The following is a 26,215-nucleotide window of genomic DNA, read 5'->3' as shown; positions in this document are numbered from 1 at the left end:
TCGAGGGGTGTGGCTAACCCCCCCGCTGCTTCAGCCGCCGCGGGCCGCGCGGCCGGCGCCGGGGCGCGTCTGGCGGGCGCTCGACGATCCGTCCGGGGCGTTGGCGGTGCTCTGCTGCCCCGAGTGCAGGTAGAGCAGGACGGCCTTGACGCGGCGGTTCAGGTCCGGCTCGTCGGTCAGACCCAGCTTGGCGAAGATCGAGTTGCTGTGCTTCTCGACCGCGCGCTCGGAGAGCACCAGGCTCGCGGCGATCGCCGCGTTGCTCCAGCCCTGGGCCATGTGGCTGAGCACCTCGCGCTCTCGCGGCGTCAGCCGGTCGAGCTCGGAATGGGTGCGCCGGGTGTTGGCGGCGACGAGGCCCTCGACGACGGCCGGGTCGATCACCGACTCGCCGGCCGCCACCGCGCGGATCGCCCGCAGCAGCTCGTCCAGCCCGGCGACGCGCTCCTTGAGCAGGTACGCCCGCCCGGCGGAGCCACCCTCCAGCAGCGCGAGCGCGTAGGTGGCCTCGGCGAACTGGCTGAGCACGACGACCCCGACGTGCGGATGCTCGCGGCGCAGCCAGGCGGCGACCTGGATGCCCTCGTCGGTACGCGTCGGCGGCATCCGGATGTCGGTGACGACGACGTCCGGGGACAGCTCGCGGACGGCCTGCTCCACCGACGGCCGGTCCGTGGCGGCGCCGGCCAGCTCCACCCCGTCGGTCCGCTCGATCAGGGTGGCGAGGCCATGCCGTAGCAGCGCATCGTCCTCGGCGAGCAGTACTCGGATGGCCACCGTCTAACCCTAAGCGCACGATCGCGTCGACGTGGCGGTCGCCCATGCGCGGACATATGTCTCGTCGGCGACGGAGCGCCGAAATCGGCCCAGGGGTGGTGTTGCTCCGGGTAGCGCGCGGGCCGGCGCGGCGGGATCTGGTCCGAAATCACGTCGCTCGAAAATCCCGGTCGATTGAGGACAGGATCTGGCCGCTATCGCTTCTAGCGTCGGTTCTGACGACGACGGCGGCGGAGCCCCCGGGCCTCGGGAACGTGCTGATCCCACGGCGTCGGACGTCATCTCCCGACAGGCGCAGGACATACAGGAAGGACCAGCGACGATGGCGACCATCACGAGCACCACCGCCGGCACCGCCACCCTCGAGGTCGGCGCCGCCGACCCCGCCGGCGCCGGCGAGGCCGCGACCGGTGAGGTCGGCGCGGTCGGTGAGGTCGGCGCGGTCGGTGTCGGCGCCCCCGCGCTCGCCGACGAGCGCACCGACCTGCTGGAGACGCTGGCGCGCCACCGGTTCTTCCTGCGCTTCACCACGAAGGACCTGACCGACGAGCAGGCCGCCGCCCGCACCACGGTGAGCCAGCTGACCCTCGGCGGTCTGGTCAAGCACGTCGCGCTCACCGAGAGGCGGTGGCTGGACTTCGTGCTGCGCGGCGCGGACGCGTTCGCGAACGGCTTCAGCGAGCGTGACACCGAGTTCCGCCTGGTGGAGGGCGAGACGCTCGCCGACGTCCTGGCGAGCTACGAGGAGGTCGCCCGGCGCACCGAGGAGATCATCGCCGGCATCCCGGACCTCGGGGCCGGCCACCGGCTGCCGGAGGCGCCCTGGTTCGAGCCGGGCGCGAGCTGGTCGGCCCGCCGCATGCTCCTGCACCTCATCGCCGAGACCTCCCAGCACGCCGGCCACGCCGACATCATCCGCGAGTCCCTCGACGGCGCCCGCACCATGGGCTGACCCCGGCGGGCCCCCGCCCGATCGCGCGGACCCCGGGAGGCGCCGATCCTTCGCGCGCCCCGGTGGACCCGCTCCATGATCTGGTGGGATCTTCGGCGCCAGAGGTCGGAAAATCTCACCGGATCATGGAGCGGCGTCGCGCGGGACCGGCGAGGGCGACGCCCGGGGCCGACGGACGGCACGCCGCGTCGCCCGGGCTGCTGGCAGCGTTTAGGAACTCGTTCAGCAAAACCACAGCCGCCCCGGCGACCCTGAACACATGACAACGCACGAGCCGATGTCGCGCGCCACCGCCATGGTCGCTCCGGCCATGCCGACGGGTCTGGACGAACCGGTCGGCCAGCCGGGAGCCGCGGATCAGGCCGATCGGGCGGGGCAGCCCGGCCTGAGAGACGGCGGCCAGGGGTGGCGAGGACGGCTCGCGCGGGTCGCTCGGGGGCGGCCGGACGACCCGCGGTGGGCCCGGCCGGCGTTGCTCGCGCTGCTGGCGGCGACGGCGGTGCTCTACCTGTGGGGGCTGGGCCGGTCCGGATGGGCGAACGCCTTCTACTCGGCGGCGGCGCAGGCGGGCGGGCAGAGCTGGAAGGCGCTTTTCTACGGGTCCTCGGACGCCGGCAACTCGATCACCGTCGACAAGCCGCCGGTCGCGATGTGGCTGATGAGCCTGTCGGTACGGATCTTCGGGCTGAGCTCGTGGAGCATCCTGGTGCCGGAGGCGCTGTGCGGCGTCGCCTCCGTCGGGTTGCTCTACGCGACCGTCCGGCGGGCCTTCAGCCCGGCCGCCGGCCTGATCGCCGGGCTCGTCCTCGCGACGACGCCGGTGGCCGTACTGATGTTCCGGTTCAACAACCCGGACGCGCTGCTGGTGCTGCTGCTCATCGGCGCCGCGTACGCCACGCTGCGGGCCGTCGAGCGGGCGAGCGCGCGCTGGCTCGCGCTCGCCGGCGTGCTGGTCGGGTTCGGCTTCCTGACCAAGATGCTGCAGGCGTTCCTGATCGTGCCGGTGCTCGCCGCGGTGTACCTGGTCGCGGCGCCGACGGGGATCGGCCGGCGGGTGCGCGACGTGCTGCTCTCCGGCCTCGCGCTGGTCGCCTCGGCCGGCTGGTACATCGCCGTCGTCGAGCTCGTTCCGGCGTCGGCCCGCCCGTACATCGGCGGCTCCCAGCACAACAGCATCCTGGAGCTGACCCTCGGCTACAACGGCTTCGGCCGGCTGACCGGCGACGAGACAGGCAGCGTGGGCGGGGGTCCCGGCGGCGGCGCCGGCGGCGCGGCCGGACGGGTGTTCGGCCCACCGACGGCCGGCGGCGGCTGGGGCCAGACCGGCTGGGGCCGGATGTTCAACAGCGAGATCGGCGGCCAGGTCGCCTGGCTGCTGCCGGCCGCGCTCGCGCTGCTCGTCGCCGGCCTGTGGGTGACGTGGCGGGCCACGCCGCCGTCGGTGCCCTCCGCGGCCGGCGACGAGGCTGCCCGGCAGCCGCGTTGGGCGCCCCGCACCGACCGGGCGCGCGCGGCGTTCCTGGTGTGGGGCGGCTGGCTGCTGGTGACGGGCATCGTCTTCAGCCAGATGCAGGGGATCTTCCACCCGTACTACACGGTCGCGCTCGCCCCGGCGATCGGCGCGCTGGTCGGCATGGGGTCGGTGGCGCTGTGGGAGCGCCGCGAGCACCTGGCGGCCGCCGGCACGCTCGCCGCTGTCACGGCCCTCACGGCGTGGTGGTGCGCCCACCTGCTCGGCCGCACCGCCGGCTGGCACGACTGGCTGCGCCCGGCCGTGCTCGTCGTGGGGCTCGCAGGCGCGGTGCTGCTCCTGGGCGTGTCCCGGATGCCGGCTCGCGCGGGTCTCGCCGTCGCGGGTCTGGCTCTGGTCGGCTGCCTGCTCGGTCCGACCAGCTACGCGCTGGCGACCGCGGATGCGCCGCACACCGGCGCGCTCCCGAGCGCGGGCCCGGCGGCCGGCGGCCGGAACGCTCGTCCCGCCGCCGGCGCCTTTCCCGGCGGCCAGGGCCAACTGGGCCAGGGTCAGGGGCAGCAAGGTCAGGGACAACAGGGGCAGGGCGGCTTCCCGTGGCAAGGCGGCACGGCACCCGGTGGCGGCTTCGGCCGTGGTCTCGGTGGCGGGACACCAGGCTTCCCTGGTGGCCAGGGCGGCACCGGTGGTCAGGGGGGTACCGGTGGTCAGGGGGGTACCGGTGGTCAGGGCGGCGGTGGGTTCCCCGGCGGGGGCGGCGGCATGGGCGGCCTGCTGGGCGCGACCGACCCGGGCGCGGACCTGGTGGCGTTGCTGAAGCAGAACAGCTCCGCGTACACCTGGTCCGCGGCCGCCGTCGGCTCGAACAACGCCGCCGGGTACCAGTTGGCGGCCGATGAGCCGGTCATGGCGATCGGTGGCTTCAATGGCACCGACCCGTCGCCCACACTCGCGCAGTTCCAGAAGTACGTCGCCGACGGAAAGATCCACTACTTCATCGGTGGTGGGCTTTCCGGGCGCGGGAACGGCGGTAGCCAGCAGGCCTCCGCGATCACCGCGTGGGTCCAGCAGAATTTCACCGCCTCCACGGTCGACGGCGTCACCGTCTATGACCTGACTACCAACCCTGACGGGGCGACGAGCAGCGGTGGCGGCACGGGCAACGGCGGAACGACGGTGACCTGAGGTCGGCGCTGAGGCCGGCCCGTGGCCCGTTGCCCATGGCTCTGGCTCTGACGCCGGCGTTCGGGCCGGTGCTGGCGCTGGCAGATCCGCGATGCCCGCCGTGCTCGTCCGGCCACGGCGGGCATCGCGGAACGTGGAGAATTAGGGGCACCTGGCGCATCGTGTCGGGTGAGAGACGGTTGATCCGGTCGAGCGGCGCGCGGGCGCGATGCTTGGGTGCGTCGAAGGCGGGCTTTCGGCCGAGCCGCCTCTCGCTCGCGATGGCGTCGGCTCTCGCCGGTCGTCGGCCGGCGAGGCGTGGTGCCTGTGGGGAGGCGCGGCGCCGGCGGGTGGGCGCGAGCCCCGGGAGATGGGAGACGTGTTCTTCCGTGATCGTGGATCGGACGCTCGTCGAGCGGGCCCTTCCGGGCTATGCGCTGGGCGCGCAGGTTGGTCGCGGCGGGGCCGGCACGGTGTTGGCGGCCAAGGACCGGCTGCGCCGCGACGTGGCCATAAAGGTGCTGCCGAGCGCTCCGGAATCGGGCACGCACCCCGAGGATGAGGCGCTCATTCTCACCAGGCTCGAGCATCCCCACATCGTGCGGGTGTACGACTTCGTACCCGCTGGCGAACTGGCCCTCATCGTCATGGAGCTGCTGGCGGACGGCGACCTCAAGGCCAAGCTGAGGCAGTCGCGGGCCGCGCCGGAATGGGCCTGCGCGGTGGTGCTCGCCGTGGCGGGAGCATTGGAGACGGCGCATCGGCGGGGGCTGCTGCACCGCGACGTGAAGCCGGCGAACGTACTGTTCACGGCGGACGGCCGGGCGAAGCTTACGGATTTCGGCATCGCGAAGGACATCGCTGGCACGGCGTCCGTCACCAGCTCCATCGTCGGGACGCCGCGTTACATGGCTCCAGAGCAGTTCCTGGGGCAGCCATTACGTCCCACCGTCGACGTGTACGCGCTCGCGGTCGTCGCCTACGAGATGGCCGCCGGCATGCCCCTGTTCGGTGGCGACACGGACAGCTACCTGAGGCTGCGCGATGCGCACCTGCACACCCCGCCCCCACCGCCGCCCGGCGTGCCGGCCCAGGTCAGCCAGGCACTGCTGACGGCCCTGGCCAAGGACCCGGCGCACCGCCAGCAGTCCGCCCGGGCGTTCGCGCTCGACCTCGCCGAGGCCGCCGCGGCCACTCTCGGGCCCGGCTGGATGGACCGAGCCCAGACCCCCGTCGACCTCGACGACGACGTCCGCGCCGCCGCGAGGGGTTCCTCCCGCCTGGCCATGCCAGCGGCTGGCCTGCCCGCGACACCAGCACCCGCGACACCAGCACCCGCGACGCCAGCACCCGCGACGCCAGCACCCGCGACGCCAGCGCCAGCGGTGCCGGCACCTCCGATGCCGCAGCTTCCCGCGCTGCGGCCCTCCGTTCCGCCGCGCTCCACGCCGCTGCCCCCAATGCCGTCGCCCTCCCCGGTACCGCCCTCCCCATTTCCGCCGGTTCCGACCGGCCTCGCCCCGACCACCCCCTATCTCCCGGGCGTGGGATACGGAACGCCAGCCCACAACGCCGCGAACCGGCCGGCACCCGGCGGCGTCCGACAGATTCCGCCGGCGGGCTTCGGTGGCTATTCAGCGGGGCCTGGATACGGGAGCCAGCCGGCTTCCGGCCCGGGCGGATACCAGGGCGCTCCGCCTCCAACTCCGACGCCTCCGCCGCCGCCCGCGCGCGACAACAGCCGGCGCAACCTCATCATCGGCGGTGTCGCCATCGGTGCCGTACTGGTGGTTCTGATCGTCGTCCTGGTGATCGTGGCCAGGCCGAAGGACGACACCGGAACGGTGGTGAGCGGCGCGTCGCCGGGCGCGACCACGTCGGCGAGTCCTCCGCCCACGACGGCGCCGACAACTCCGGTCAAGGCTCCGCCCTCCGCCCCGCCGTCGACGCCGACCGCGGCGCTCAGCCTGGCGGAGCAGGCGCTCGTGGCCAAGCTGGACTCCGGCTCGCTGTCGGGTTGCAAGCCGGCGGCCAGCCAGGAGAACTTCACCGTCCAGGCCGCCGTCACCTGCATCTCGACGGGGGAGAAACACGCGGTCGCCGCGTTCAGCTTCTTCGACGCGGATTCACTGGCGCAGTTCACCAAGACCCGCGACGACGAGGTCACGGACTCCGGCTCCTGCAAGAACGGCAAGGACCACGTCGGCCGGTGGAACTACACCGGCGAGACCGCCGAGCAGGGCGCGCTGATCTGCGGCCACGAGAACGGTGACTTCTACATCTACTGGACCTACGACGCCGACCTGGTCGCGTTCATCACCTTCGACGAGGACGGCCGCGGCCTCTACGAGTGGTGGACCGACTTCGACGCCCTGCCCTGAGCCCCTAGGGTTGGATGACGGCCAACAGGTCGCCGACCTCGACGGAGTCGCCGGTGGTGTGGGCGAGTTCGGTGATGGTGCCGGAGATGGAACTGGTGACGGCGGCCTCCATTTTCATGGCTTCGACGACGGCGAGTCGGGCGCCCTTCTCGATGGTGTCGCCGACCTTGACGGCGTAGGTGACGATGCCGGGGAGGCCGGCGGCGATGTGGCCGGGGTCGTTCGGGTCGGCGCGGCGGGCGGCGGCGGAGACGGCGGTGATCGACTCGTCGCGGACGCGGACGGGCCTGGGCTGGCCGTTGACGCGCAGGTAGAGGGTGCGGATGCCGGCGCGGTCGGGTTCGCCAATGGTTTCGAGCTCGACGATGATCTCGACCCCGGGTTCGAGGAAGACGCTGGCGGGTTCGCCGGGCAGCAGGCCGTAGAGGAAGGCCTCGGTGGGGATGACGGAGCTGTCGCCGTACTGCTCGAAGGCCTTGTTGTAGTCGCGCCACGGTCCGGGGAACAGCAACCGGGACAGTGCGGCCCGCCGGTCCTCGCCGGCCAGCGCGGTCCGGTCGTCGGATGCGAGTTCGGCGTCCGGCGGGGCTGGGCGCCGGCCGGCGAGCGCCCGCTCGCGGAACGGCTCGGCGAAGCCGGCTGGCGGGGTGCCGAGCTCACCGGCGAGGTAGCCCAGCACGCTCGCGGGCAGGTCGAACTTCTCCGGTTCGGTGCGCAGGGTGTCCGGGTCGATGTTGCCGCCGGCGATGAACAGGGCGAGGTCGCCGACGACCTTGCTCGTCGGCGTCACCTTGATCGGCTTGCCGAGGAGCTCGTTCGCGATCGCGTAGCACTCGGTCACCTGTGTCCAGCGGTCGCCCAGACCCAGTGAGATGGCCTGCTGGCGCAGGTTCGTGAGCTGGCCGCCGGGGATCTCGTGGCGGTACACGGCGCCCGTCGGTGCGCGTAGGCCGGCTTCGAAGGGTGCGTAGAGGTCGCGGACCGCCTCCCAGTAGGCCTCCAGCGCCGACAGCGCGGCAAGCGGGATGCCGGTGGCGCGATCGGTGTGGTCGGTGGCGGCGACCAGCGCGGACATGTTCGGCTGGCTGGTGCCGCCGGACATCGGGGCCGCCGCGGCGTCCACCGCGTCGACGCCGGCGTTCGCGGCGGCGAGCAGGGTGGCGAGCTGGCCGCCGGCGGTGTCGTGGGTGTGCAGATGGACGGGGACGTCGAACCGCTCCCGCAACGCGGTGACGAGCCGGGTCGCCGCCGGTGGGCGCAGCAGCCCGGCCATGTCCTTGATCGCCAGCACGTGTACGCCGGCCTCGACCAACTGCTCGGCGAGGCGCAGGTAGTAGTCGAGGGTGTAGATCTGTTCGCCCGGGTCCGTGAGGTCCCCGGTGTAGCACAGGGTGCCCTCGACGATCGCGGCCGTGTCGTTCACGACGGCGTCGATGGCGGGGCGCATCTGCTCGATGTCGTTGAGCGCGTCGAAGATCCGGAACAGGTCGATGCCGGTGGCCGCCGCCTCCTGCACGAACGTCTCGACCATCTCGTCCGGGTAGGGCGTGTAGCCGACGGCGTTGCGGCCGCGCAGCAGCATCTGCAGGCAGATGTTCGGCGCCGCCTCCCGCAGCGCCGCCAAGCGGTCCCACGGGTCCTCGGACAGGAACCGCAGCGCCACGTCGTAGGTCGCCCCGCCCCAGCACTCCAGGCTGAGCAGGTTCGGGGTAAGCCGGGCGAACGCGGGGGCGGCGGCCAGGATGTCGAAGCTACGCAGCCGGGTCGCCAGCAACGACTGGTGCGCGTCCCGCAACGTCGTGTCCGTGACCGCCAACGCGGTCTGGGCCCGCAGCCGGGCCGCCCACTCGGTTGGTCCGACCTCGGCGAGCAGCTGACGCGACCCGGCCATCAGCCCGTCCAGCCCGTCCGAACCGTCCAGCCCGTCCGGGCCGTCGGTCGAGTCCAACGGCGGCAGCAGCCGGCGCGGGTCGGTGAACGCCGCGCCGACCGGCCGCTTGTGGCCGTTGACCGTCGCGTGCGCCAACCGGGCCAGCATCCGGCTGGTCTTGTCCGCCCCGCCATCCCCGGCCAGCAGCCACGGCCGTTCCTCGATGAACGACGTCGTCACGCCGCCTTCGAGGAACGACTCGTCGGCGAGCAGCCGGGACAGGAACTCGATGTTGGTCCGCACCCCGCGGATCCGGAACTCCCGCAACGCCCGCCGCGCCCGCCGAGACGCCTTCTCCACCGTGACGCCCCGGCACGTCAGCTTCACCAGCAGCGAGTCGAAGTACGGGCTGACCTCCGCGCCGGAATAGGTCGCCCCATCCAGACGTACCCCCGGACCGCCCGGCGACTGGTAGTACGAGATCGTCCCCGTGTCCGGCCGGAAGTCCTGCGCCGGGTCCTCGGTCGTGACCCGGCACTGGATCGCCACACCCCGGATCGTGATGTTGTCCTGGGACAGGTTGAGGTCCGCCAACGTCTCCCCGGCGGCGATCCGCAGCTGCGCACCGACCAGGTCGACGCCGGTGACCTCCTCGGTCACCGTGTGCTCGACCTGGATCCGCGGGTTCATCTCCATGAACGTGTACGTGCCGTCCGCGCTGACCAGGAACTCGACGGTGCCCGCGTTCACGTAGCCGACGTGCCGGGCGAACCGCACCGCCGCGTCGCACAGCCCGGCACGCACCGCCGGATCCAGCCGCGGCGCCGGCGCGATCTCCACGACCTTCTGGTGACGGCGCTGTACCGAACAGTCCCGCTCGAACAGATGGATGACCGCGCCCGTCGCGTCCCCGAAGACCTGCACCTCGATATGCCGCGGCCGGTCCACCGCCTGCTCCAGGAACACCGTCCCGTCGCCGAACGCCGCCGCCGCCTCCCGCACCGCCGAGGCCACCGCGTCCGCCAGGTCCGCGGACCGTTCCACCCGCCGCAGCCCGCGCCCGCCACCACCCGCCGACGCCTTCACGAACAGCGGGAACCCGACCTCCTCCGCGGCCGCGGCCGCCCCGGCGCCGTCCACCAGCGGAACCGACGCCCGCAACACCGGCAACCCCGCCGCGATCGCCGCGTTCCGCGCCGCGACCTTGTCACCCGTCAACCTCAACACCGCCGGCGGCGGCCCGACGAACGTCACCCCCGCCGCCGCGCACGCCTCCGCGAGCGCCGCCGACTCCGACAGGAACCCGTACCCCGGATGCAGCGCATCCGCCTCGGCGTGCTTGGCGACCCGCAGCAACTCCTCGATGTCCAGATAGCCGCGCACCGGATGCCCCGGCTCACCCAGCTCATAGGCCTCGTCGGCCTTCGTCCGGTGCAGTGACGACACGTCCTCGGGGGTGTACACGGCGACCGTGCGCAGACCCAGCTCATGGGCAGCACGTGACACCCGGACCGCGATCTCACTCCGATTGGCGACCAGGACCTTGTGCACGCGCGCTCCTCATCGGGCTTGGCGTCTCTGGCGCCCTGCGGGCGCCGGCGTCGGACAGACGGACGGGGAACCTGCGGTTAACGGCCCATTCTGGCCGGCGTCAGAAGGGGGGACCAGGGCAACGTGGGGTGACTCACCATGACGGGTCGACACACCACGTAGTCATTAGGCCACGCGGACGATTCCATGCGTGGTTCCGGGCGTCGAGAGCTGGCCATCGGAGCGTCAACGATCAGCCATCCGTCGGCTACGCGTCAAGCGACGCGGTACCCGACGGACGGCGTCCGGCGGCTGGACCGTGCCTAGCGGGTGTAGATGATCTCCCAGAGGCGGGCGGTGGCATCGGTGCTCGTCGTCGCCAGCAGCAGGCCGAACGGGGCGAACGCGCAGCTCATGACGGTGCCGCTGTGGCCGGACAGTGTTGCGACCTCGACTCCGGTGCTGACGTCCCAGAGGCGGGCGACGTCGTCGGTGCTCGCGGTCGCGAGCAGCTGGCCGTCCGGAGAGAACGCGCAGCTCTGCGCCGAACCACCGAGCGTCATCGTCGTCGTGCCGGTCGGGACGTCGGTCACCCGCGTGCCGTCGTTGCTGGTGGTCGCGAGCAGCAGGCCGTCGGGCGAGAAGGCGCACCCGTTCGCGAAGTTCGTGTGCCCGGGCACCTTCATGATGCTCTCGCCGAGCGCGACGTCCCAGAGGAAGATCGCCTCGGCGCCAGCCGAGACCAGCAGCCGCCCATCGGGGGAGAACGCGCAGCCGTAGATCGAGCCGCGGTGTTCGCCGGTGAGGCTGGCGATCTGTTTGCCGGTCGAGACCCCCCACAGCCTGACGGTCCGGTCGGTGCTGGTGGTGGCCAGCAGGGTCCCGTCGGGGGAGAAGGCGCAGCCGTAGACGGGGCCCTTGTGTCCGGAGAACGTCATCGTCTCGGCCCTGGTCGCCACGTCGAAGAGTCGAATGATCTTGTCGCTGCCGGTGATGGCGAGCAGTTTGCCATCGGGGGAGAACGCGCAGCTGTTCGGGATCGAGCTCTTGCGGCCGGGGACGACCAGCTCGTCCACCGACCGCCCGGTGGCCACGTCCCAGAGCTGGATGCCGTCCTTGCTGGTGGTGGCCAGCACCCGGCCGTCGGGAGAGAAGTCGCAGCTCGTGACGTCGCGTTCGTGGCCGGCCAGGGTTGCCCGCATGCTGACCTCGACGAGGTGCGCCGGCCGGTGCGAGCGCTCCATCGTCCCGCCGCGCAGGTCGGCGCCCCCGCGGTCGGCGCCACCGCCGCCGCCACCCCGCGACTGGCCGAGCGGCACCGGCGAGGTCGGCAGGGTGGTGGCGATCCAGTCGTGCTCGGTGATCGACATGCCCGGTCTGGCGTGCGTGTGCAGCAGGCTGCCGGACGCCTCCGCGGCCAGGTCGAACAGCGAGCCGTCGGTCAGCCGCACCCGGGCGAGCACCGTCCCCGCCTCGAACCGGGCGCCCGGCTCGGCGAGCCAGCGGACCATCGTCGCCGTGCCGCCCGGGATCTCCCAGCGGGCCGGCTGGACGACGGGGCTGGGCCGGGCCGCGACCGTGCGCCGGGTGGAGACCGACGCGGCCCAGGCCGCCGCGCCCCGTACGACCGCGAGTTCCGGGTCCGACGGGACGAACAGCTGCTGGGACGGCCAGTCGGTGGCGACGCCCAGCTTGCCGGACAGGATGTCCGCGACCACCGGCATCCGCGAGCCGCCGCCGACGAGCAGTACCCCGCCCAGCTTCTCCGCCGGGATGTCGGCGGCGTCGAGCAGGTGCTGGCAGCAGGCCATCGTGCGGGCCAGCGTCGGCGAGGCGAGCTGGACGAAGCGCTCACGGTCGATGCCGACGAGCAGCCCCGCCGGGCCGAACACGTCCTCGACCATCGGCACGTCGGTGAGCTGGTGCTTCAGCGTCCTGGCGAAGTCGATCAGTTCGTGGCGGGTGCGCCGGGCGGCTGTCTGGAAGACCTCGCCCGGGCCCGTCGGGTTGAGCAGCGGCTCGAGGCTCGGCCCGTGGATGCTGAGGATCTCGTCGAAGAGCAGCTGGTCGAGGTCGCGACCGCCGCAGTCGAAGAGCGAGGAGTGCCCGATCACCTCGTGCCGGCCGGATGAACCGACCGCGATCAACGCCGCGTCGAACGTGCCGCCGCCGAGGTCATAGACCAGCATCAGGTCGCCAGGGTGCGGGCGGCCCGCGCCCAGGGGCGCCCAGGCGGCGGCGACCGGCTCGGCGAGCAGGTCGACGTCGACGAACCCGGCGGCCTCGGCGGCACCGATCATGAGCCGGCGCAGCGGGCCGGTGGGGTCGTAGACCGCGGGAATGGTGACGACGGCGCGTGGCAGCGGCCCGCCGAGCTGCGCCTCCGCCTCGGTCTTCAGCGCGGCCATCGTCGCGGTGACCAGCCGGGCCGGCGGGTAGGTCCGCCCGTCGAGCACCACCGGTGCCTCACGGCGCAGGTCCCGCTTGACCTCGCCGCGGTACGCCGCGGGCCAGATCCGCTTGCGACGCTCGGCGAGCGTCCCGATGATCAGATTCTCGCCGTCCGCGAACACCGAGGACGGCCAGGACACCGCTCCGCTGGCGGACTCCCTGACCAGCTCGACCTGACCGTCGACCACGTACGCCGCGGACGCACGGAAGGTGCCGTAGTCGATCGCGAGGATCGGCTCAGCCACCGCGCCCTCCGTCTGTCTTGCCGGGCCTCGCGCGCGAGCCGCCGGTGCTCGAACAAATACCGCTGACCCGTTGCGTCTGCCGCCTGGTATCAGCGCGCCATCCGCTCCGGGCCGCTGTGTGCCCTCCACCCCGTCGCGGTTGGGGCTCCTTCCGAATCGGCTTCGCCGGTCCAGGTTGTCACCCATCACCGGCACAAGGCCGGCCCACCATCCGCTACGGGTGGCCCCCGTGGTCGTCGGCCAGCATCATCGCCAGGCGGTCGACTTGTCCGGCCGATCCTAGCCGAGTGCCGCATGGACGCCTTCGCGCGGGTAGTCACCCCCTTTTCGTGTTGGCCCCATCGCTCAGTGTGGCCGATTTGGGCCAGCGTTTGGCGAATGCTCCGGAACGGGCTCGGCCGCCGACGCCCGTGATCATCGGCGTCAGGTAGGGCGGGCGGAGCGCGGCCGGACCCCAAGCGCCGTATTTCGCTGTGTTGGTGGGCATGGGGGAGCGAGATCGGCGGTAGAAGGGTGACGTTGGGTAGGTGCAGTAGAGGAGGCCGATATGAGCTCCACAACACTCCCAAGCCGCACGAGGATGACGGCCCGGGCCGCGCGCCTGGCGCCGACGGCGCCGCCGCCGCGCCGCGCGGTGCTGCCGCCGCCGTCGCCCGGTCCGACGCCGGGCCCCGGCGAGCCGGTTCCCCCGGGGCCGGGCCCGGACCCCACGCTCCCGGTCCCCGATCCGGACCCGGTCCCGCCGTCACCGGCGCCGGACCCGTTCCCGCCGGTGCCAGGCCCCGACATTCCCGTTCCGCCGATCCCTACGCCGGAACCGCTGTGACATTGGTTCGCTCCGTGCGGGCGGCGCGCTCCGGCCCCGTACTCACGACCTCCGAAATCGGCTTCGCCGATTCCGCAGGGACCCCGTCGCTCCCACGGGACCTCCGCGCGCCGTCCTCCTCCGCTCATGGGCGCTGCGGCGACCTCGCTGCGGCCCAACCCCGTTCGCTTCGCTCCGGGGCCGGGCCTCCGCGAGGCGCGCCTCCGCGCCAGCACGGTCACCCACCGCTGAACGTCACCAAACCGAAGCCGCGACGCTCGCGGGGCCACCTCACGACCTGCGGAATCGGCTTCGCAGATTCCGCAGGGATCCCGTCGCTCGGGGCCGCGCCTGCGCCAGCTCGGGTGCGTCGCGGGTTCGGAGTCGCCGTGGTTGAAGGGTGATCTTGAGTACGGTTGGTGCTGGTTCATTGACAGGGGGTTGATGGGTTGGGGTGGGGGGTAGCTCTGGAGAATGAGCCACCGCCCAGACGGCATCCCCGGCCGCGAGCTGTCCGACGCGGCTCTGGTTCGTGAGGTGCGCCAGCTGCACCGGACCCGGCACGCGACGTTTCTCGAGGGCAGCGAGGACGCGTTCGAGACGCATACCCGGCGGATGATGGAGCTGGAGCGCGAGTATCTGCGCCGTTTCCCGGACGCGGCCAGCCCCGACCCGCGCCGCACCCGCGCCGGCCGGCGCCGCGCGGCGGGCCTTCCCGCCTAGCCCGGGCCCTCCCGCCGCTCGAGCTGGAGCCTGGTGTCCGCCGTCAGGCGGGTCAGGTCGGCGGCGGTGTCGATGTCGTCGGGACTGCCGACGTCCTCACAGGGCACCTGGAGCACGCGGTCCGGGTTGGCGCGCAGCCAGGCACGGGCGCCGACGTCACCGCGAGCCAGCTGGGCGACGTCCGGCCAGACCTCACGGCGCAGTAGCACCGGGGTGCGCGGCCGGCCCGCGTAGCCGGCGACGATCGCCGCCGGCCTCGGCCGCTCGCCGGCGCCCTCGGCGTCCGTACCCTCGGCGGCCGTGTTCGCCGCGCCGATGAGGCGGCGGATGAGCGCGGGGCTGACGAGCGGCTGGTCGACGAGCGCGACGACCACCGCGTCCACGTGATCCGCCGTGAACGCGGCGAGGCCCGCGCGCAGCGACGCACCCATGCCCTCGGCCCAGTCGTCCACCCGGACGACCCGTGCCGGCGCCACGGCCGGCGGGCCGCCGTCGGTGGCGCCCGCGCCGGCCAGGGCGGCGGCGACCTCCTCGGCCGCCGCCCCGACGGTCACCGCCAGCGGTGAACAGCCCCCGGCGGTCAGCAGGCGGGCGCCCCTCACCACCAGCGGCGTGCCGGCCCACGTCAGCAACCCCTTGGGCATCCCAAGGCGCCGGCCGGCTCCCGCCGCCAACAGAAGCCCCGCCACTCGCACAGGTGGTTCTTACCGGTCCGCGCCGCGACGGTCACTCCAAAACCTCGATACCGAGACCTCGATACCCGGGCCCATGGCGGCATGCCTCGCTAATGTTGGGCGATAGCCCAATGTGCCGAAGGCCGGCACGGAGGCGGATGCGTGTGTCCGGCGAGCGCGCAACCCTTGAGGCACCCGAGCGGGCTGGCGATGGCGGAGGGTGACGGCACGATGCGGGAGTTGACCGAGCAGCTGCGCGGCTGGCGCCGCGCCGGGACGTCGTTCGCGGTCGCGACGGTGGTGGGGGTGCGCGGCAGCGCCCCGCGCCAGCCCGGCGCGGCGATGGCCGTCGACGCGACGGGCGAGGCGCTCGGCAGCGTGTCGGGCGGGTGCGTGGAAGGCGCCGTCTACCAGGTGGCGACCGACGTGCTCGCCACCGGCACGGCCGTGCTCGAGACCTACGGCATCTCCGACGACGACGCCTTCGCCGTCGGCCTGACCTGCGGCGGCGTGATCGACGTGCTGGTCTCGCCGGCGGGCGAGCCGCTCTTCGAGGTGCTGGACGCGATCGCGGCCGACGTCCCGGTCGCCCTCGTCACCGTCCTCTCGGGCCCGGCCGACCCACCGACCAGCGCGGACCCATCGACCAGCGCGGAGCGGTCGACCAGCTCGATGCCGGTCGGCCGGCAGGTGGCCGTCTGGGCGGACCGGGTGGTGGGCAGCCTGGGCGCGCCGGGGCTCGACCACGCCGTCATCGACGACGCTCGTGGCATGCTCGCCGCCGGCCACACCGGCCTGCGCCACTACGGTCCCTCGGGACAGCGCTCCCCGGTGGACGCGGCCGCCACCACTCCCTCAGGTCCTGGCACCACCGGCGAGGAACGGGAGCCGCGGATCGCCGCCCCCGGCATCGCGGCCGAGGCGGCCGGCCTGCCGGCGGACGCGGTCACGGTGTTCGTGCAGTCGTTCGCGCCGCCGCCGCGGATGCTCGTGTTCGGCGCGATCGACTACGCCGCCGCGGTGGTCTCGCTGGGCCGCTTCCTCGGGTACCGGGTGACGGTCTGCGACGCGCGGCCGGTCTTCGCGACCACCCGGCGCTTCCCCGCCGCGCACGAGGTGGTCTGCGAATGGCCGGCGCGGTATTTCGCCCGGGTCCCGGTGGATGAGCGGACGGTGGTCTGCGTGCTGACGCACGACCCGAAATTCGACGTTCCGCTGCTGCGCGCGGCGCTGCGTTCGCCCGCGGGCTACGTCGGCGCGATGGGCTCCCGCAGGACGCACGAGGACCGGCTGCGTCGCCTGCGCGAGGACGGCCTCGCCGACCACGAGCTGGCCCGCCTGCGCTCTCCGATCGGCCTGGACATCGGCGGGCGAACCCCCGAGGAGACCGCGGTCTCGATCGCCGCCGAGATCATCCAGACGATGTGGGGCGGCACCGGTGCGCCGCTGGGCCGCACGGCGGGTCGCATCCACGGCGTCTCCGTCGACGTGGCGGGCTGAGACGCCCTTTCGGGGAAATGGGTTGAGGCGCCCCCACGAGGTGGTGGGTTGAGACGCCCCTTCGGGCGGCGGACCGGCATCCGGTCGAGAGCGACGGAACGGGCGGTGCATACTGTCCCGCAACGCGGTGATCTGTTCGGTAAAGCGGTGGCCGACGGACGGCCAAGGGCCGCCGGTTTTCTTTGTCGCCCGCCGCCGGCACCGGCACGATCGACCTTCGTCAACGATTCAGAGGTCTCGATGCGCCGCTGCTCGGCCCGTCCGCCCGCCGTCCTGACCCTGCTGCTGACCCTTCTGCTCGGTTCCGCCTGCGGCCGGACTCCGGCCTCGGACCCGGCGACCGCGCCGGCCTCGCCGACGAATCCCGCGATCGACACCGCCGACCTCACCGTCGCGCATCCGACCGTCTGGGTGTGCCGGCCGGGGACGGTCGACGACAACTGCGCCGCCGGGCTGGACGCCACCACCGTCGGCCCGGCCGGACCGATGGGCACGGAGCCATTCGGCCCGGCGGCGAACCCGGGCGCCGACTGTTTCTACCTGTACCCGACCGTCTCGCGGGTCGCGGCCGGCAACGCGCCGCTGAAGGCGACCGACACCGAGATCGCGGTGGTCCGGGCACAGGCGGCCCGGTTCGCGACGGTCTGCCGCGTGTTCGCGCCGGCCTACGAGCAGTACTCCGTGGTGTCCCGACTGCAGCCGGACGGGCCGTCCGACATCGCCCGCTCCATCGCCTTCTCCGACGTCCAGTCGGCCTGGAACGACTACCTGCTCAACGACAACCAGGGCCGGCCGGTGGTACTCGTCGGCGACGACCAGGGCGCGGAGATGCTGCTGCGGCTGCTTCAGGAGGAGATCGAGCCCGACGCCGGCCAGCGGGCGTTGCTCGTCTCGGCGCTGCTGGTCGGCGCGGACGTGCGGGTCGCGGCCGACGCGGGCGCGCTCACCGGCGGCGACCTGACGAAGATCCCTGCCTGCCAGCGGCACGACGAGTTCGGCTGCGTCGTCGCGTACTCGGCCTACGAGGGGGACGCGCCGGCCGACGCTCGGTTCGGCCTGCCCTCGGCGCCGTCGCGCGGCACCGCGGCCACGGCCGACCTCGAGGCCGCCCCCACCGACCTGCGGACGCTGTGCACCAACCCGGCGGCGCTCGGGGGCGGCAAGGCGGTGCTCGAGCCCTACCTGCCCACCGCCGCACTCATCGGCGCCTCCCTACCTGGGCTGTCGCCCGCGAACCTGCCGGCCGCCGGCACCGGTTTCGTCACCTATCCGGACTTCCTCACGGCCGAATGCCAGCAGGCGGGCGGGCGAGCCTGGCTCACGGTGACGCCCGAGCCGGCCCCGAACGGCGACACCCGGTCGCTGCCGGCCATCGAGTCGCCACCGTCCTGGGGTCTGCACTTCGACGAGTTCTCCCTGACGCTCGGGGACCTCGTCGAGCTCGCCGGCCGCCAGACCGCCGCCTACCTGGGCGCGCACCAGCCGCCGGCTGGCAACCACGGGTAGCGCGCGCAGCGAGTAGGCGGATCGGCGGGTAAGGGGATGGCGGATCGGGCAGATCGATCGGGGGGAGGGAGTTCGGCATGGCTGGCTATTCGGACCGGCGGGCGGCGGGGCTTGCCCTGGCCGACCGGGTGGCTCTCGTCGTCCCCGAGGGAGAGCCCGTGGTCGTGCTCGGCCTGCCGCGCGGTGGTGTTCCGGTGGCCGCCGAGGTCGCGCGTCGGCTGTCCGCGCCCCTGGATGCGTTCGGGGTGCGCAAGCTGGGTGCCCCCAGACAGCCGGAGTTCGCCCTCGGCGCGATCGCGACCGGCGGGATCAAGGTGGTCAACGAGACGATCGTCGGCCGGCTCGGTCTGACCGATGGCGAGGTGGAGGCGCTCGTTGTCCGGGAGGCGGCGGAACTCGCGCGCCGCGAGCACGCCTACCGGGACGGCCGCCCGCCGCCGGCGCTCGCCGGCCGGACGGTGGTGCTTGTCGATGACGGCCTGGCCACCGGCGCGACGATGGTCGCCGCGGCGCGTGCCGCCCGGGCGGCCGGGGTGAGTCGGCTCGTGGCGGCCGTTCCCGTCGCCTCACCCGAGGGTGCCGACGCGGTGCGCGCCGAGGTGGACGAGCTCGTCTGCCCGCTGTACCCACCCGACTTCCTGGCCGTCGGCCAGTTCTACGACGACTTCGCGGCCACGTCCGACGACGAGGTCCGTGACCTGCTCGGGGCTCTCATGCCCCACCGATCGGCCAGGTGACGGTCTGGCGCCCGCCGGGTTCGGTGGGGTCGGTTCGGAGATCCGCGATGGCTGGCGGCTGGTAGGCGCGCCGGACGCGTGACGTGTGCCAAGCTCCCGACTAGCCAATCGGCGGAGAAGGGGTGATACGGGCATGTCGTGCCCGGGTAAACCCGGCTTCGGCGAGCGAGTGAGCGCCCACAAACTATAGATTCCCGGCTGATGGGCTCGTGTTGTCGTGTTCGCTCCCCCCGGCGATGGCTCGCGCACCGGCAGGCGGCCGGCCGCGGCGGAGCCGGCGAGGCAGTTGACCACATAGGGAAGGAGAGATCCTCGTGACCGCAGCGGACACCGCGGACCTCGTGCTACGGGTCGTCGTCGGGCTGACGATCGTCGCGCACGGCTACAACCACATTTTCGGGCCGGGCGGCATCCAGGGCACCGCGGGTTGGTTCGCGAGCATGGGGCTCAAGCCTGGCATCATGCACGCCTGGGCGAGCGGCCTGATCGAGCTGGCCGCCGGTGTGGGTCTGGCCGTCGGGTTCCTCACGCCGGTCAGCGCCGGCGCGATCATCGGCATCATGGTCGTCGCCGGGATGACGGCGCACCGCAAGAACGGCTTCTTCATCTTCAAGCCGGGCCAGGGCTACGAGTACGTCCTGATGATCGCGGTCGTCTGCCTGGCCATCGCGACGTTCGGTCCCGGGTACGCCTCGCTCGACCACGCGATCACGATCGATGACAACGTCGACGGCTGGCTTGGCGGTTTGATCGCCCTGGTGCTGGGCGTGGTCGGCTCGGCCGGCCTGCTGATCACCTTCTGGCGCCCCGAGTCGCCGAAGCCGGCCCCCGTGGCCACCACGGACGCGCAGGCCAAGCAGGACGCGTAACGCGCGTATCGGCCGGGCCGTACGCACGTGGAGGCCCGAGCACGGAGAAGGGAGCTGTCGCGCCGAGGCCGGTGGGATGGCTCCCTTCCCCCGTTTCTACGTCTCGCCAGCGGGTTCCGCCGGCTGGGAGCCGGATCGGCTCATCGGATGCGCCTCGACGACCCGGCCCAGCAGGGACACGAGGGCAATCCGCTCCTCGCTGGCCAGCGGGGCCAGCAGCTGTTCGTTCATCGCCTCGGCGCGTTGGGCCACCTCCGTGTGGGTGTTCTCTCCGCGCACCGTCAGCCGAAGCACGTTGCGCCGGCCGTCGTGCGGGTCGCGCACGCGGCGGATCAGCCCGCGCTGGACGAGCCTGGCCACGACGTCGGCGACCGTGGAGCGGTCGAGGCAGGCACGCTCGCCGAGGGTCCGCTGGTCGATGTCGGGCGACGCCCGCAGGCTGTTGAGTACGACGAACTGCGGTGGAGTGGTCTCCGTGGAGACCGAGGCCGTCCACAGCTGGTGGATCACCTGCTGGAGGCGGCGGGCGAGGTGCCCTGGGTTGGCCGACAGGTCCGCCGCGCCGTCGACGGCGGTTCCGGACGGTTCCGACACGGTGGTCCGTCCACCATTCCCTGCCGAATGGTCGGGAAGCATCTGCGTGTTCAGGGTCTGCGTCCGTTCGCTTCGGGCACCTAGGACGGGGCGCGGGGAGCGCCTCGTCATCGGGCGCTTCGCGCCCCGGACCTACCAGGTCGGCTTCGCCGATCCGGCAGGAACCCCGGCGCGGTCTCGGGTTGAGGCATATAGCGGTCGGCGGTACTGGGCTCGGGCCGCTGAGGGCTGGGCTGATGGCGGTGCTTGGCCCGGCGGTCCCTAGTAGGGGCATATGACGGGCCGGACTCGCTCCGAGGGCTGCGATGTGGTTGGACAGGGTGCTTACGGGAAGTTGGTCGGTGTCGGGCCCGGCGGTCGGCGGCGCGCTGTGTTGATGGGTTGAGATCATAATCGTCCGCATCAGGTCGTGCTGTGGCGGAATCGCCGGAGAAGAGGGCCTCGACCCCAGAGAAGGTGGCGTGTCGGCCGAAAATGTACGAACATTCCGCTTTCAGTACCCAAGCGGAGTGGATGTCTCCAATTTGACACCGAGTGCCGCCCTCTTGGCGTCCAGGCGACAAGGCGACGATGCCTGATCGTCCTGACGGGGTGAGCCGCTCTGGGAACGTCGGCGCGAGCACCGGATCTACCGCCCAGCAGCACCGTCGACGACTCTTCCACGATTTGCCGATACCCGTCCGGGTAGATCCAGCTCGTGGCCTGGCAGCGGGCCGGGCCGAGGTAGTCGGCATCAGCCGGATGTGACGGGAGCAGCCGATGGATCGAGGCAGCGCCAAGCACGGCCCGCAGCTCGATGAGGCGATGGCCGGGGAGGTGCGTGGATATGTCCGGGCGCGGCGGGATCCTCGTGCGGTCGAGTGGAGGTCGCCCGAGCCGCCCACGGACGACGTGCCGGAGGCTCTCGATCGCCAGGACGGGATCGGTCGCGGGAGCGCGCCCTCCGGCATGACCCTCTCCGACGTCGAGGAGCGCTCGGAGCTGGCCCGATGGCTCGGTCGGGCGGTCTTCCCCGCCGACCGCGCCGAGGTGCTGGCGCATCTGCGCGGCCAGAACGCCCCGGACCACATCGTCGAGGAGATGCGGGCGGCACCGCCGGAGGCGCGGTTCGGGTCGCTTGGCGAGCTCTGGCGGGCACTGCACGACGGGGCGCACGTCGAGGCCAGACGCTACTGACTCCTTGGCTGGCCTCGGCTAGGTGAACCGTTGTTTCGTTCTACCTGTTTGATCTTTTATGTCAGCCTGTCGGCTCGTCTGTGGGGCCGTCGGCGCTCTGAAGCCGGCGACCCACGGGCGGGTCCGCGGCCGACTGTCGTCCGCTTCTGACCGCTTCTGACGGCTTCCAACTGCTTCATTGCCGAATCATCGAGAATGACGGCTGAGCATGGAGGGCACGGATGGGCGGGGCATCGAGCCGACCCGACCAACCGGTGGAGTGCGATCTGGTTTCGGCGGCGGCGGCAACATCGGGCCGAAGGTCCCTGTGTCGACATAGCGGGCGCGCCGCTGGGCAAGAGCGGTCACATGAAGCGATACGCGGGTGTGCGGGACCGGGCCACGGCCAGCCGCCGAGACGTCGGCCGGCTGGTGGTCGTGTGCCTGGTGCTCGGGGTGGTCATTCTCGTGCTGTCCGGGCTGGTCGGGGCGCTGGACCTGCTCGCGGTGGGCGCTGTCCTCGGCGTCTGGGCGCTGTGCGTGGCGGCCAGGCTGATCCTCGGGCGTTACGGCGAGGACTGGGCCCTGCCCGCCGACACCGGCGCCGCCGACCTGTGGCCTCGGCTTCGGGCCAGGGTGAGCCGGCGAGGGTCCGCGTCGCCGGCTGGGCCTGGCGCCGGCGGCCGTCTGCCCTGGGACAGGGCTCGGAGCTACCTGGATGCCCGCCGGGGCCGGCGCGCGGCGGCCCGCCTCCCGCTGCCCTCGCCGGCCTCCCCGTCTGGTGCCATGGGTCCTGGTGCGGTCCGGGCGGACGCGGCCCGGCCTGCCCGGCCCGGCGGCGCGGCGCGGGCCGGGGCCAGGAGGCCCGAGGCCGCCGTGGGCGCGTCGGCGGGGAAGCGGCCGGCGGTTCCCGACCGGAGTCCGTCGCGGCGACCATGAACCGACCTCGGCGACCATGAACCGTCCTCGGGCCCGGTGAATAGCCGTCGAATGACCCGGGTAGGTCCTCAGGTATGGGTGCGACGAGTGAATATGGCCGACGGCCGGCTTCTGATGGTTTGTTTCACACACTTGCGGCGGGGTTGGATCAGACGGAGCGGGAGCAGACCCTCAATCTGATCAGGCAGCGCCTTTATGCTGACCGTGCCGCCGCGGCGGCCGGGCAACGGGAGCGCCAGGTCGATGTCGGCACGCGCACGCGTGCGCGCCGCCGCCGCGACAACCCCGACGAACCCAAGCGCTGAACATGCGCCTGACATGCGCCTGCCAGCCGTCGGGCGCGGCGGGAGGTACCGCGGGGCATCGTTCCACCCCCAGGGCGGCGTGCATTTCTCGGGCTGATCCGCTTTTCCTGAGCCGTGGTTTGTCGAATGCCATGGCCTGGCTGCGTGATCGCCTTAGGTCAGGACTCCCGCCCACTCTGAGCGTGGGAAACCGCCGGCCTATGCGCTCACACACGCTGAAATGCCGATACGCCGCCTGGTGGACCTAATGGTCGAGAAGTGCGGCGTATCGGCATTTCAGCGGATGGGTGCCCAGCCCGCCTGATGCGCGCCGAGGGAGCTCGGCGGACGGTCGTAGCCATGAATCGCGCCGCCGACGGAGCCCGCGGGCGCAATGTAGGAGAGCTCTCCGAACTCGCTGCGCATCGTGCGCCGGTACGAGTCGAGGTCGCCGTCCTTGGGCTCGGCCAGGTCGAAGGTGTCGCGCTCACCCAGCGACGTGAGCCAGCGGGCGGTCTGCGCGAGCGAGACCCGCACATGCCAGCTGCCGCCCTCCCGCTCGCGGCGGGCGAGCGCGTCCAGCACGCCGTAGGCGGCCAGGTAGCCGGTGGCGTGGTCGAGCGTCTGCGCGGGCAGCGGCACCGGCCGGTCCGACCCGCTGGCGCGAGCCCCCGCCAGCGCGATGCCCGCCGCGGTCTGCACCAGGCTGTCGAAGCCGCGCAACCCGCTCCACGGGCCGACCCGGCCATAGGCGCTGATCGTCGCGCAGACGATGCCCGGCCGGATCCGGGCCAGCGCCTCCGGCCCGAACCCGAGCCGGTCGAGCGCCTTGGGCCGGTAGGCCTGCACCACGACGTCCGCCTGCGTGACCAGCTCCCGCAACCGGCGCGCGTCCGAGGCCACCCGCAGGTTGAGGAAGGCGCTCCGCTTGCCGAAGCCCGTGTCGATCACCAGTGCGCGCGCGTCCGGCAGGTGCGCGGCGCCGACCCGCAGCACGTCAGCCCCGAACGAGGCCAGTACCCGGGCGCACACCGGCCCGGCGATCACCCTCGTCATGTCCAGGACGCGCAGGCCGGCCGCCGGGCGGGCCGGCGACGGACGGGCCTGTGCCTGCGTGGACAGCGCCCGGGCGGGCGTGGCCGGCGCCCGCGTCCCCCTCGGCGGGCTCACGGCGGACGGCCCGCCGCGCGCGGCCGCGCTGTCGGCGATCTGCGAGGTCTCGGTGAGCGGCAGCTCGGCCACGGCCCGCCCGGCGGGGTGCGCCCACCAGTCCCGCTCCTCACGCGCCATGGCGGCACACATGCCCATCGCGTGGAGTTCGGCCTCCAGGTCGGCCGCGTTGTACCGGGCCACCGCCCGGGCGACCGCGGCCGGGTCCGCGCGGGTGTGGAGCAGGTCCAGCACCCCGGCCCGGTGGTGCGGCAGGTTGCAGTGCAACTGGACCCAGCGACCGTCGCCGGCCCGGTAGTAGCCGGAGAGCGCGTCCCACGGGCTCGGCGCGGGCCGCCCGCTGATCCGCAGCAGCCGCTCGCTGCGGAACGCGGCGGCGGCGTGCCGCGTGTCGATGCTGACCGGCAGGACGTCCTCGCCCGACCGCGCGGCCCACAGTTCGGCGGCGCCGTGCGCGGCCGCGGCGACGGAGATCGTGGCCGCGGCGGTCACCCGGTAGAGGCTCGGCAGGACGTCGACCGGCCCGGTGATCGTGAGGCGCGAGGCCGCTCGCGGGTCGCCGACGACCTCGGCGAACTCGGTCAGGATCCCGGCGGTCTCCCTGACCGTGTCGGGGTCCTCCTGCGCCTCCCGTGCCGTGCCTGCCGTCGCAACCGTGATCGCCGTGGCGGCCGCCGGGTCAGGAGCCGTCGCCGGCAACGTCTCGGCGTCGGCGTCCGCGCTCGGTTCGCCGTTCTCGCCCGTCTCGGCGGTCTCGTCCGCGCTGGTCGTCGCGAGCGCCTGATCCGTGGCGTCCGTCGCTGTGGCCGCGGGGTCGGTGCCGGCGGCCTCGCCGTCGACCACCGCTTCGGTCAGGTGGGCGTCCGCGCCGTCCGTCACGTCGGCGTCGCCCGCGCCGATGCCGTCGCCGTCGACCGGCTCGGCGCCACCTGCCAGGGTGTCGCCGTCAGCCGCGACCGCATCGTCCGTGACGGCTACATCCTCCGAGAGGTCGCCATCCGACCTGGTGGCGCCGTCGGAGACGGCCTCGTCGGTCGCCGTGGCGACGGCCGCTGGGGCAGGGCGAGCCGTGTCGCCCGACCGTGGTCGTTCATCCAGCTGGTCCGCCATCTCCCCATCCACCTCAGCGCCCGTCCGGATCACCGCTGTCTGTCCACACCTGATGTCCGACAGTGGGCGGTTCGCCACGTACAGCATCGCACCAGTCGTGACAGCATCCGGCGCAACCGCCCAACCAGGACCATCATGACTAGCGGAAGTGCCCCCGCGGCGCTCGGGGAGACCTGAGGCGTCAATTCGGGGAAAAGCCGGCCTGAGTGTTGGACGTGGAGGAACTTAGGGGGCGGGACCGGGGAGGCCGATCGAAGAGGTTCGGCCGACGGACGGGCGACGCGATGCGCGTGGGAGGGGATGGCGCATGGCCAGGCGGACGTCGTTGTACGACCTGCTCGGCGTGTCCCAGGCCGCGACTCTCGACGAGATCAGAGCGGCCTACCGGCGCGGCGCGCGCGTGCTGCACCCGGACGCCGGTGGCTCGGCGGCAGCCTTCGAACGGATCACCCTCGCCTACCAGATCCTCGCCGACCCCGCTCGCCGCTCCGCCTATGACCACTACGTCGCCGCCGGTGGCACCGTCACTGCCGGCGGAAGCACGACGGCGCCACGGCAGGGCTTCCCAGCAGGCTCGGACACGTCAGGCTGGCCCGGTGGCACGGCCGGCGGCGCGCCGGCCAGGGGAGACGCCGTCGGCCGGCACCGACCGTCGGGTGATCGTCCCGGCTCGCTGGGGGGCTTCCCCGGAGTGAGCCGGGCCGCGCGGCGCGGCTACCTGGCGATGATGGGCGTCGCTCTCACCCTGTTCATCCTGGCCGGCACGGTCGTGCGACCGGTCTCGGTACCGGCGGCGGTGGCCATGGCCCTGGTCGCGATGGTGATCCCCCCGATCGCGGCCATCGTGGTGAACCGTCCCCGCGCCCGGACGGCGGACCGCGCCGACGGGCGCACCACCGATCGCGGGACCGCCGGCAAATAGAGCCGTTGCCGTGCCGGCCCAGGATCCCCGCTGAAGCCGGGGGCGCCCTCCTCGGCCGGCGGGCGCCGTTTCGCCGCGTGACGGGGCGAGGACTTCTTATCCTCTGGCTATGCCGAGATACGACTACCGCTGCCGGGTCTGCGACACCTCCTTCGAGGTGCGGCGCGGCATCCACGAGGACGCGCCGGCCTCGGCCGTGTCCTGCCCCGCCGGTCACGCCGAGACCTCCCGTGTCTTCGCCGCGGTGGCGGTCTCCCGGGGCGTGTCCGCGCCCATGCGCGCTCCCATCCCCACCGCCGGCGGTGGGGGCTGCTGCGGCGGCGGCTGCGGCTGCCACTGATGGCGGCGGCGGGGATGGGCCAACGCGACCCGCCCCGCGTGACCCG

Annotated in this window: 20 protein-coding genes; 14 read left to right on the top strand and 6 right to left on the bottom strand. The window is 72.9% G+C overall.

The window, feature by feature from the left end; genetic code table 11:
- Nucleotides 1-30: 30 nt before the first annotated feature.
- Nucleotides 31-777: a response regulator transcription factor gene (locus tag FRCN3DRAFT_RS0204420; RefSeq protein WP_007518163.1), complete on the bottom strand. Its 747-nt coding sequence runs from the start codon at nucleotides 775-777 to the stop codon at nucleotides 31-33.
- 322 nt (nucleotides 778-1,099) lie between these two features.
- On the opposite strand from FRCN3DRAFT_RS0204420, the gene FRCN3DRAFT_RS0204415 reads away from it, so the two are divergent.
- The 3 genes from FRCN3DRAFT_RS0204415 (at nucleotide 1,100) to FRCN3DRAFT_RS57030 (ending at nucleotide 6,745) form a co-directional block, all read left to right on the top strand.
- Nucleotides 1,100-1,729, top strand: coding sequence for a DinB family protein (locus tag FRCN3DRAFT_RS0204415; protein ID WP_007518165.1), 630 nt, complete (start codon nucleotides 1,100-1,102; stop codon nucleotides 1,727-1,729).
- A 259-nt stretch (nucleotides 1,730-1,988) separates the two neighbouring features.
- Nucleotides 1,989-4,385 carry a glycosyltransferase family 39 protein gene (locus FRCN3DRAFT_RS0204410; protein ID WP_007518167.1) on the top strand — a complete coding sequence of 799 codons (2,397 nt, stop codon included), beginning with the start codon at nucleotides 1,989-1,991 and terminating at the stop codon, nucleotides 4,383-4,385.
- Nucleotides 4,386-4,753: 368 nt separating this feature from the next.
- On the top strand, nucleotides 4,754-6,745 hold the full coding sequence (locus FRCN3DRAFT_RS57030; protein WP_007518169.1) for a serine/threonine-protein kinase: 1,992 nt from the start codon (nucleotides 4,754-4,756) through the stop codon (nucleotides 6,743-6,745).
- A 4-nt stretch (nucleotides 6,746-6,749) separates the two neighbouring features.
- Here the strand turns inward: FRCN3DRAFT_RS57030 and FRCN3DRAFT_RS0204400 are convergent, their stop codons facing one another.
- The gene (locus tag FRCN3DRAFT_RS0204400) at nucleotides 6,750-10,166 is read right to left on the bottom strand and encodes a pyruvate carboxylase (protein WP_007518170.1); all 3,417 of its coding nucleotides are present in this window, start codon (nucleotides 10,164-10,166) and stop codon (nucleotides 6,750-6,752) included.
- Between the two features lie 302 nt (nucleotides 10,167-10,468).
- Nucleotides 10,469-12,841 carry an Hsp70 family protein gene (locus FRCN3DRAFT_RS0204395; RefSeq protein ID WP_007518172.1) on the bottom strand — a complete coding sequence of 791 codons (2,373 nt, stop codon included), beginning with the start codon at nucleotides 12,839-12,841 and terminating at the stop codon, nucleotides 10,469-10,471.
- A gap of 547 nt (nucleotides 12,842-13,388) precedes the next feature.
- Here FRCN3DRAFT_RS0204395 and FRCN3DRAFT_RS0204390 point away from each other — a divergent pair.
- Both FRCN3DRAFT_RS0204390 and FRCN3DRAFT_RS0204385 read left to right on the top strand, forming a co-directional pair.
- A complete protein-coding gene (locus tag FRCN3DRAFT_RS0204390; protein WP_007518174.1) occupies nucleotides 13,389-13,667 on the top strand; it encodes a hypothetical protein in 279 nt (92 codons plus the stop codon).
- 453 nt (nucleotides 13,668-14,120) lie between these two features.
- Nucleotides 14,121-14,369 carry a DUF6158 family protein gene (locus FRCN3DRAFT_RS0204385; protein WP_007518175.1) on the top strand — a complete coding sequence of 83 codons (249 nt, stop codon included), beginning with the start codon at nucleotides 14,121-14,123 and terminating at the stop codon, nucleotides 14,367-14,369.
- Here the strand turns inward: FRCN3DRAFT_RS0204385 and FRCN3DRAFT_RS42595 are convergent.
- Nucleotides 14,366-15,058, bottom strand: a complete 693-nt coding sequence (locus FRCN3DRAFT_RS42595) for a nucleotidyltransferase family protein (RefSeq protein ID WP_269799848.1) — start codon at nucleotides 15,056-15,058, stop codon at nucleotides 14,366-14,368. The two genes, FRCN3DRAFT_RS0204385 and FRCN3DRAFT_RS42595, sit on opposite strands and share 4 nt — an antisense overlap.
- 216 nt (nucleotides 15,059-15,274) lie before the next feature.
- Here FRCN3DRAFT_RS42595 and FRCN3DRAFT_RS0204375 point away from each other — a divergent pair, with 216 nt between their 5' ends.
- The 4 genes from FRCN3DRAFT_RS0204375 (at nucleotide 15,275) to FRCN3DRAFT_RS0204360 (ending at nucleotide 19,655) form a co-directional block, all read left to right on the top strand.
- Nucleotides 15,275-16,543, top strand: a complete 1,269-nt coding sequence (locus FRCN3DRAFT_RS0204375) for an XdhC family protein (protein WP_027140245.1) — start codon at nucleotides 15,275-15,277, stop codon at nucleotides 16,541-16,543.
- A gap of 240 nt (nucleotides 16,544-16,783) precedes the next feature.
- Entirely contained in the window at nucleotides 16,784-18,049 is a 1,266-nt protein-coding gene (locus FRCN3DRAFT_RS0204370; protein WP_007518182.1) for a DUF3089 domain-containing protein, read from the top strand.
- A 77-nt stretch (nucleotides 18,050-18,126) separates the two neighbouring features.
- Nucleotides 18,127-18,786: a phosphoribosyltransferase gene (locus tag FRCN3DRAFT_RS0204365; protein WP_007518184.1), complete on the top strand. Its 660-nt coding sequence runs from the start codon at nucleotides 18,127-18,129 to the stop codon at nucleotides 18,784-18,786.
- A 314-nt stretch (nucleotides 18,787-19,100) separates the two neighbouring features.
- On the top strand, nucleotides 19,101-19,655 hold the full coding sequence (locus FRCN3DRAFT_RS0204360) for a DoxX family protein (protein ID WP_007518186.1): 555 nt from the start codon (nucleotides 19,101-19,103) through the stop codon (nucleotides 19,653-19,655).
- A gap of 96 nt (nucleotides 19,656-19,751) precedes the next feature.
- On the opposite strand, the gene FRCN3DRAFT_RS0204355 is transcribed toward FRCN3DRAFT_RS0204360, so the two are convergent.
- Nucleotides 19,752-20,249, bottom strand: a complete 498-nt coding sequence (locus FRCN3DRAFT_RS0204355) for a MarR family winged helix-turn-helix transcriptional regulator (protein WP_007518188.1) — start codon at nucleotides 20,247-20,249, stop codon at nucleotides 19,752-19,754.
- Between the two features lie 759 nt (nucleotides 20,250-21,008).
- Here FRCN3DRAFT_RS0204355 and FRCN3DRAFT_RS0204350 point away from each other — a divergent pair.
- The 3 genes from FRCN3DRAFT_RS0204350 (at nucleotide 21,009) to FRCN3DRAFT_RS51020 (ending at nucleotide 22,648) form a co-directional block, all read left to right on the top strand.
- Nucleotides 21,009-21,425 (top strand): DUF2795 domain-containing protein, encoded by a 417-nt coding sequence (locus tag FRCN3DRAFT_RS0204350; RefSeq protein ID WP_007518190.1) that lies wholly within the window; start codon nucleotides 21,009-21,011, stop codon nucleotides 21,423-21,425.
- A gap of 348 nt (nucleotides 21,426-21,773) precedes the next feature.
- The gene (locus tag FRCN3DRAFT_RS0204345; protein ID WP_007518191.1) at nucleotides 21,774-22,343 is read left to right on the top strand and encodes a hypothetical protein; all 570 of its coding nucleotides are present in this window, start codon (nucleotides 21,774-21,776) and stop codon (nucleotides 22,341-22,343) included.
- Nucleotides 22,344-22,417: 74 nt separating this feature from the next.
- Nucleotides 22,418-22,648 (top strand): hypothetical protein, encoded by a 231-nt coding sequence (locus FRCN3DRAFT_RS51020; protein ID WP_083401564.1) that lies wholly within the window; start codon nucleotides 22,418-22,420, stop codon nucleotides 22,646-22,648.
- Nucleotides 22,649-22,924: 276 nt separating this feature from the next.
- Here FRCN3DRAFT_RS51020 and FRCN3DRAFT_RS42590 read toward each other — a convergent pair whose 3' ends face one another.
- Entirely contained in the window at nucleotides 22,925-24,907 is a 1,983-nt protein-coding gene (locus tag FRCN3DRAFT_RS42590; RefSeq protein ID WP_198535937.1) for a CoA transferase, read from the bottom strand.
- Between the two features lie 307 nt (nucleotides 24,908-25,214).
- Here FRCN3DRAFT_RS42590 and FRCN3DRAFT_RS0204335 point away from each other — a divergent pair, with 307 nt between their 5' ends.
- On the top strand, nucleotides 25,215-25,829 hold the full coding sequence (locus FRCN3DRAFT_RS0204335) for a J domain-containing protein (protein ID WP_007518195.1): 615 nt from the start codon (nucleotides 25,215-25,217) through the stop codon (nucleotides 25,827-25,829).
- Between the two features lie 109 nt (nucleotides 25,830-25,938).
- Nucleotides 25,939-26,169 carry an FmdB family zinc ribbon protein gene (locus FRCN3DRAFT_RS0204330; protein ID WP_007518197.1) on the top strand — a complete coding sequence of 77 codons (231 nt, stop codon included), beginning with the start codon at nucleotides 25,939-25,941 and terminating at the stop codon, nucleotides 26,167-26,169.
- The last annotated feature ends 46 nt before the right edge of the window (nucleotides 26,170-26,215 follow it).

It is taken from the genome of Pseudofrankia saprophytica (assembly GCF_000235425.2).
GTDB lineage: Bacteria > Actinomycetota > Actinomycetes > Frankiales > Frankiaceae > Pseudofrankia > Pseudofrankia saprophytica.
The sequence above is the reverse complement of the archived record's forward strand: the minus strand, read 5'-3'. Positions and strand labels throughout refer to the sequence as shown.

Coding starts and splice junctions, on each gene's coding strand:
- FRCN3DRAFT_RS0204335 (WP_007518195.1), top strand. CDS start 25,215: ATGGCCAGGCGGACGTCGTTGTACGACCTGCTCGGCGTGTCCCAGGCC.
- FRCN3DRAFT_RS0204415 (WP_007518165.1), top strand. CDS start 1,100: ATGGCGACCATCACGAGCACCACCGCCGGCACCGCCACCCTCGAGGTC.
- FRCN3DRAFT_RS0204375 (WP_027140245.1), top strand. CDS start 15,275: ATGCGGGAGTTGACCGAGCAGCTGCGCGGCTGGCGCCGCGCCGGGACG.
- FRCN3DRAFT_RS0204385 (WP_007518175.1), top strand. CDS start 14,121: ATGAGCCACCGCCCAGACGGCATCCCCGGCCGCGAGCTGTCCGACGCG.
- FRCN3DRAFT_RS0204350 (WP_007518190.1), top strand. CDS start 21,009: ATGGATCGAGGCAGCGCCAAGCACGGCCCGCAGCTCGATGAGGCGATG.
- FRCN3DRAFT_RS0204390 (WP_007518174.1), top strand. CDS start 13,389: ATGAGCTCCACAACACTCCCAAGCCGCACGAGGATGACGGCCCGGGCC.
- FRCN3DRAFT_RS51020 (WP_083401564.1), top strand. CDS start 22,418: ATGGGTGCGACGAGTGAATATGGCCGACGGCCGGCTTCTGATGGTTTG.
- FRCN3DRAFT_RS0204345 (WP_007518191.1), top strand. CDS start 21,774: ATGAAGCGATACGCGGGTGTGCGGGACCGGGCCACGGCCAGCCGCCGA.
- FRCN3DRAFT_RS0204330 (WP_007518197.1), top strand. CDS start 25,939: ATGCCGAGATACGACTACCGCTGCCGGGTCTGCGACACCTCCTTCGAG.
- FRCN3DRAFT_RS0204365 (WP_007518184.1), top strand. CDS start 18,127: ATGGCTGGCTATTCGGACCGGCGGGCGGCGGGGCTTGCCCTGGCCGAC.
- FRCN3DRAFT_RS42590 (WP_198535937.1), bottom strand. CDS start 24,907: ATGGCGGACCAGCTGGATGAACGACCACGGTCGGGCGACACGGCTCGC.
- FRCN3DRAFT_RS0204370 (WP_007518182.1), top strand. CDS start 16,784: ATGCGCCGCTGCTCGGCCCGTCCGCCCGCCGTCCTGACCCTGCTGCTG.
- FRCN3DRAFT_RS0204410 (WP_007518167.1), top strand. CDS start 1,989: ATGACAACGCACGAGCCGATGTCGCGCGCCACCGCCATGGTCGCTCCG.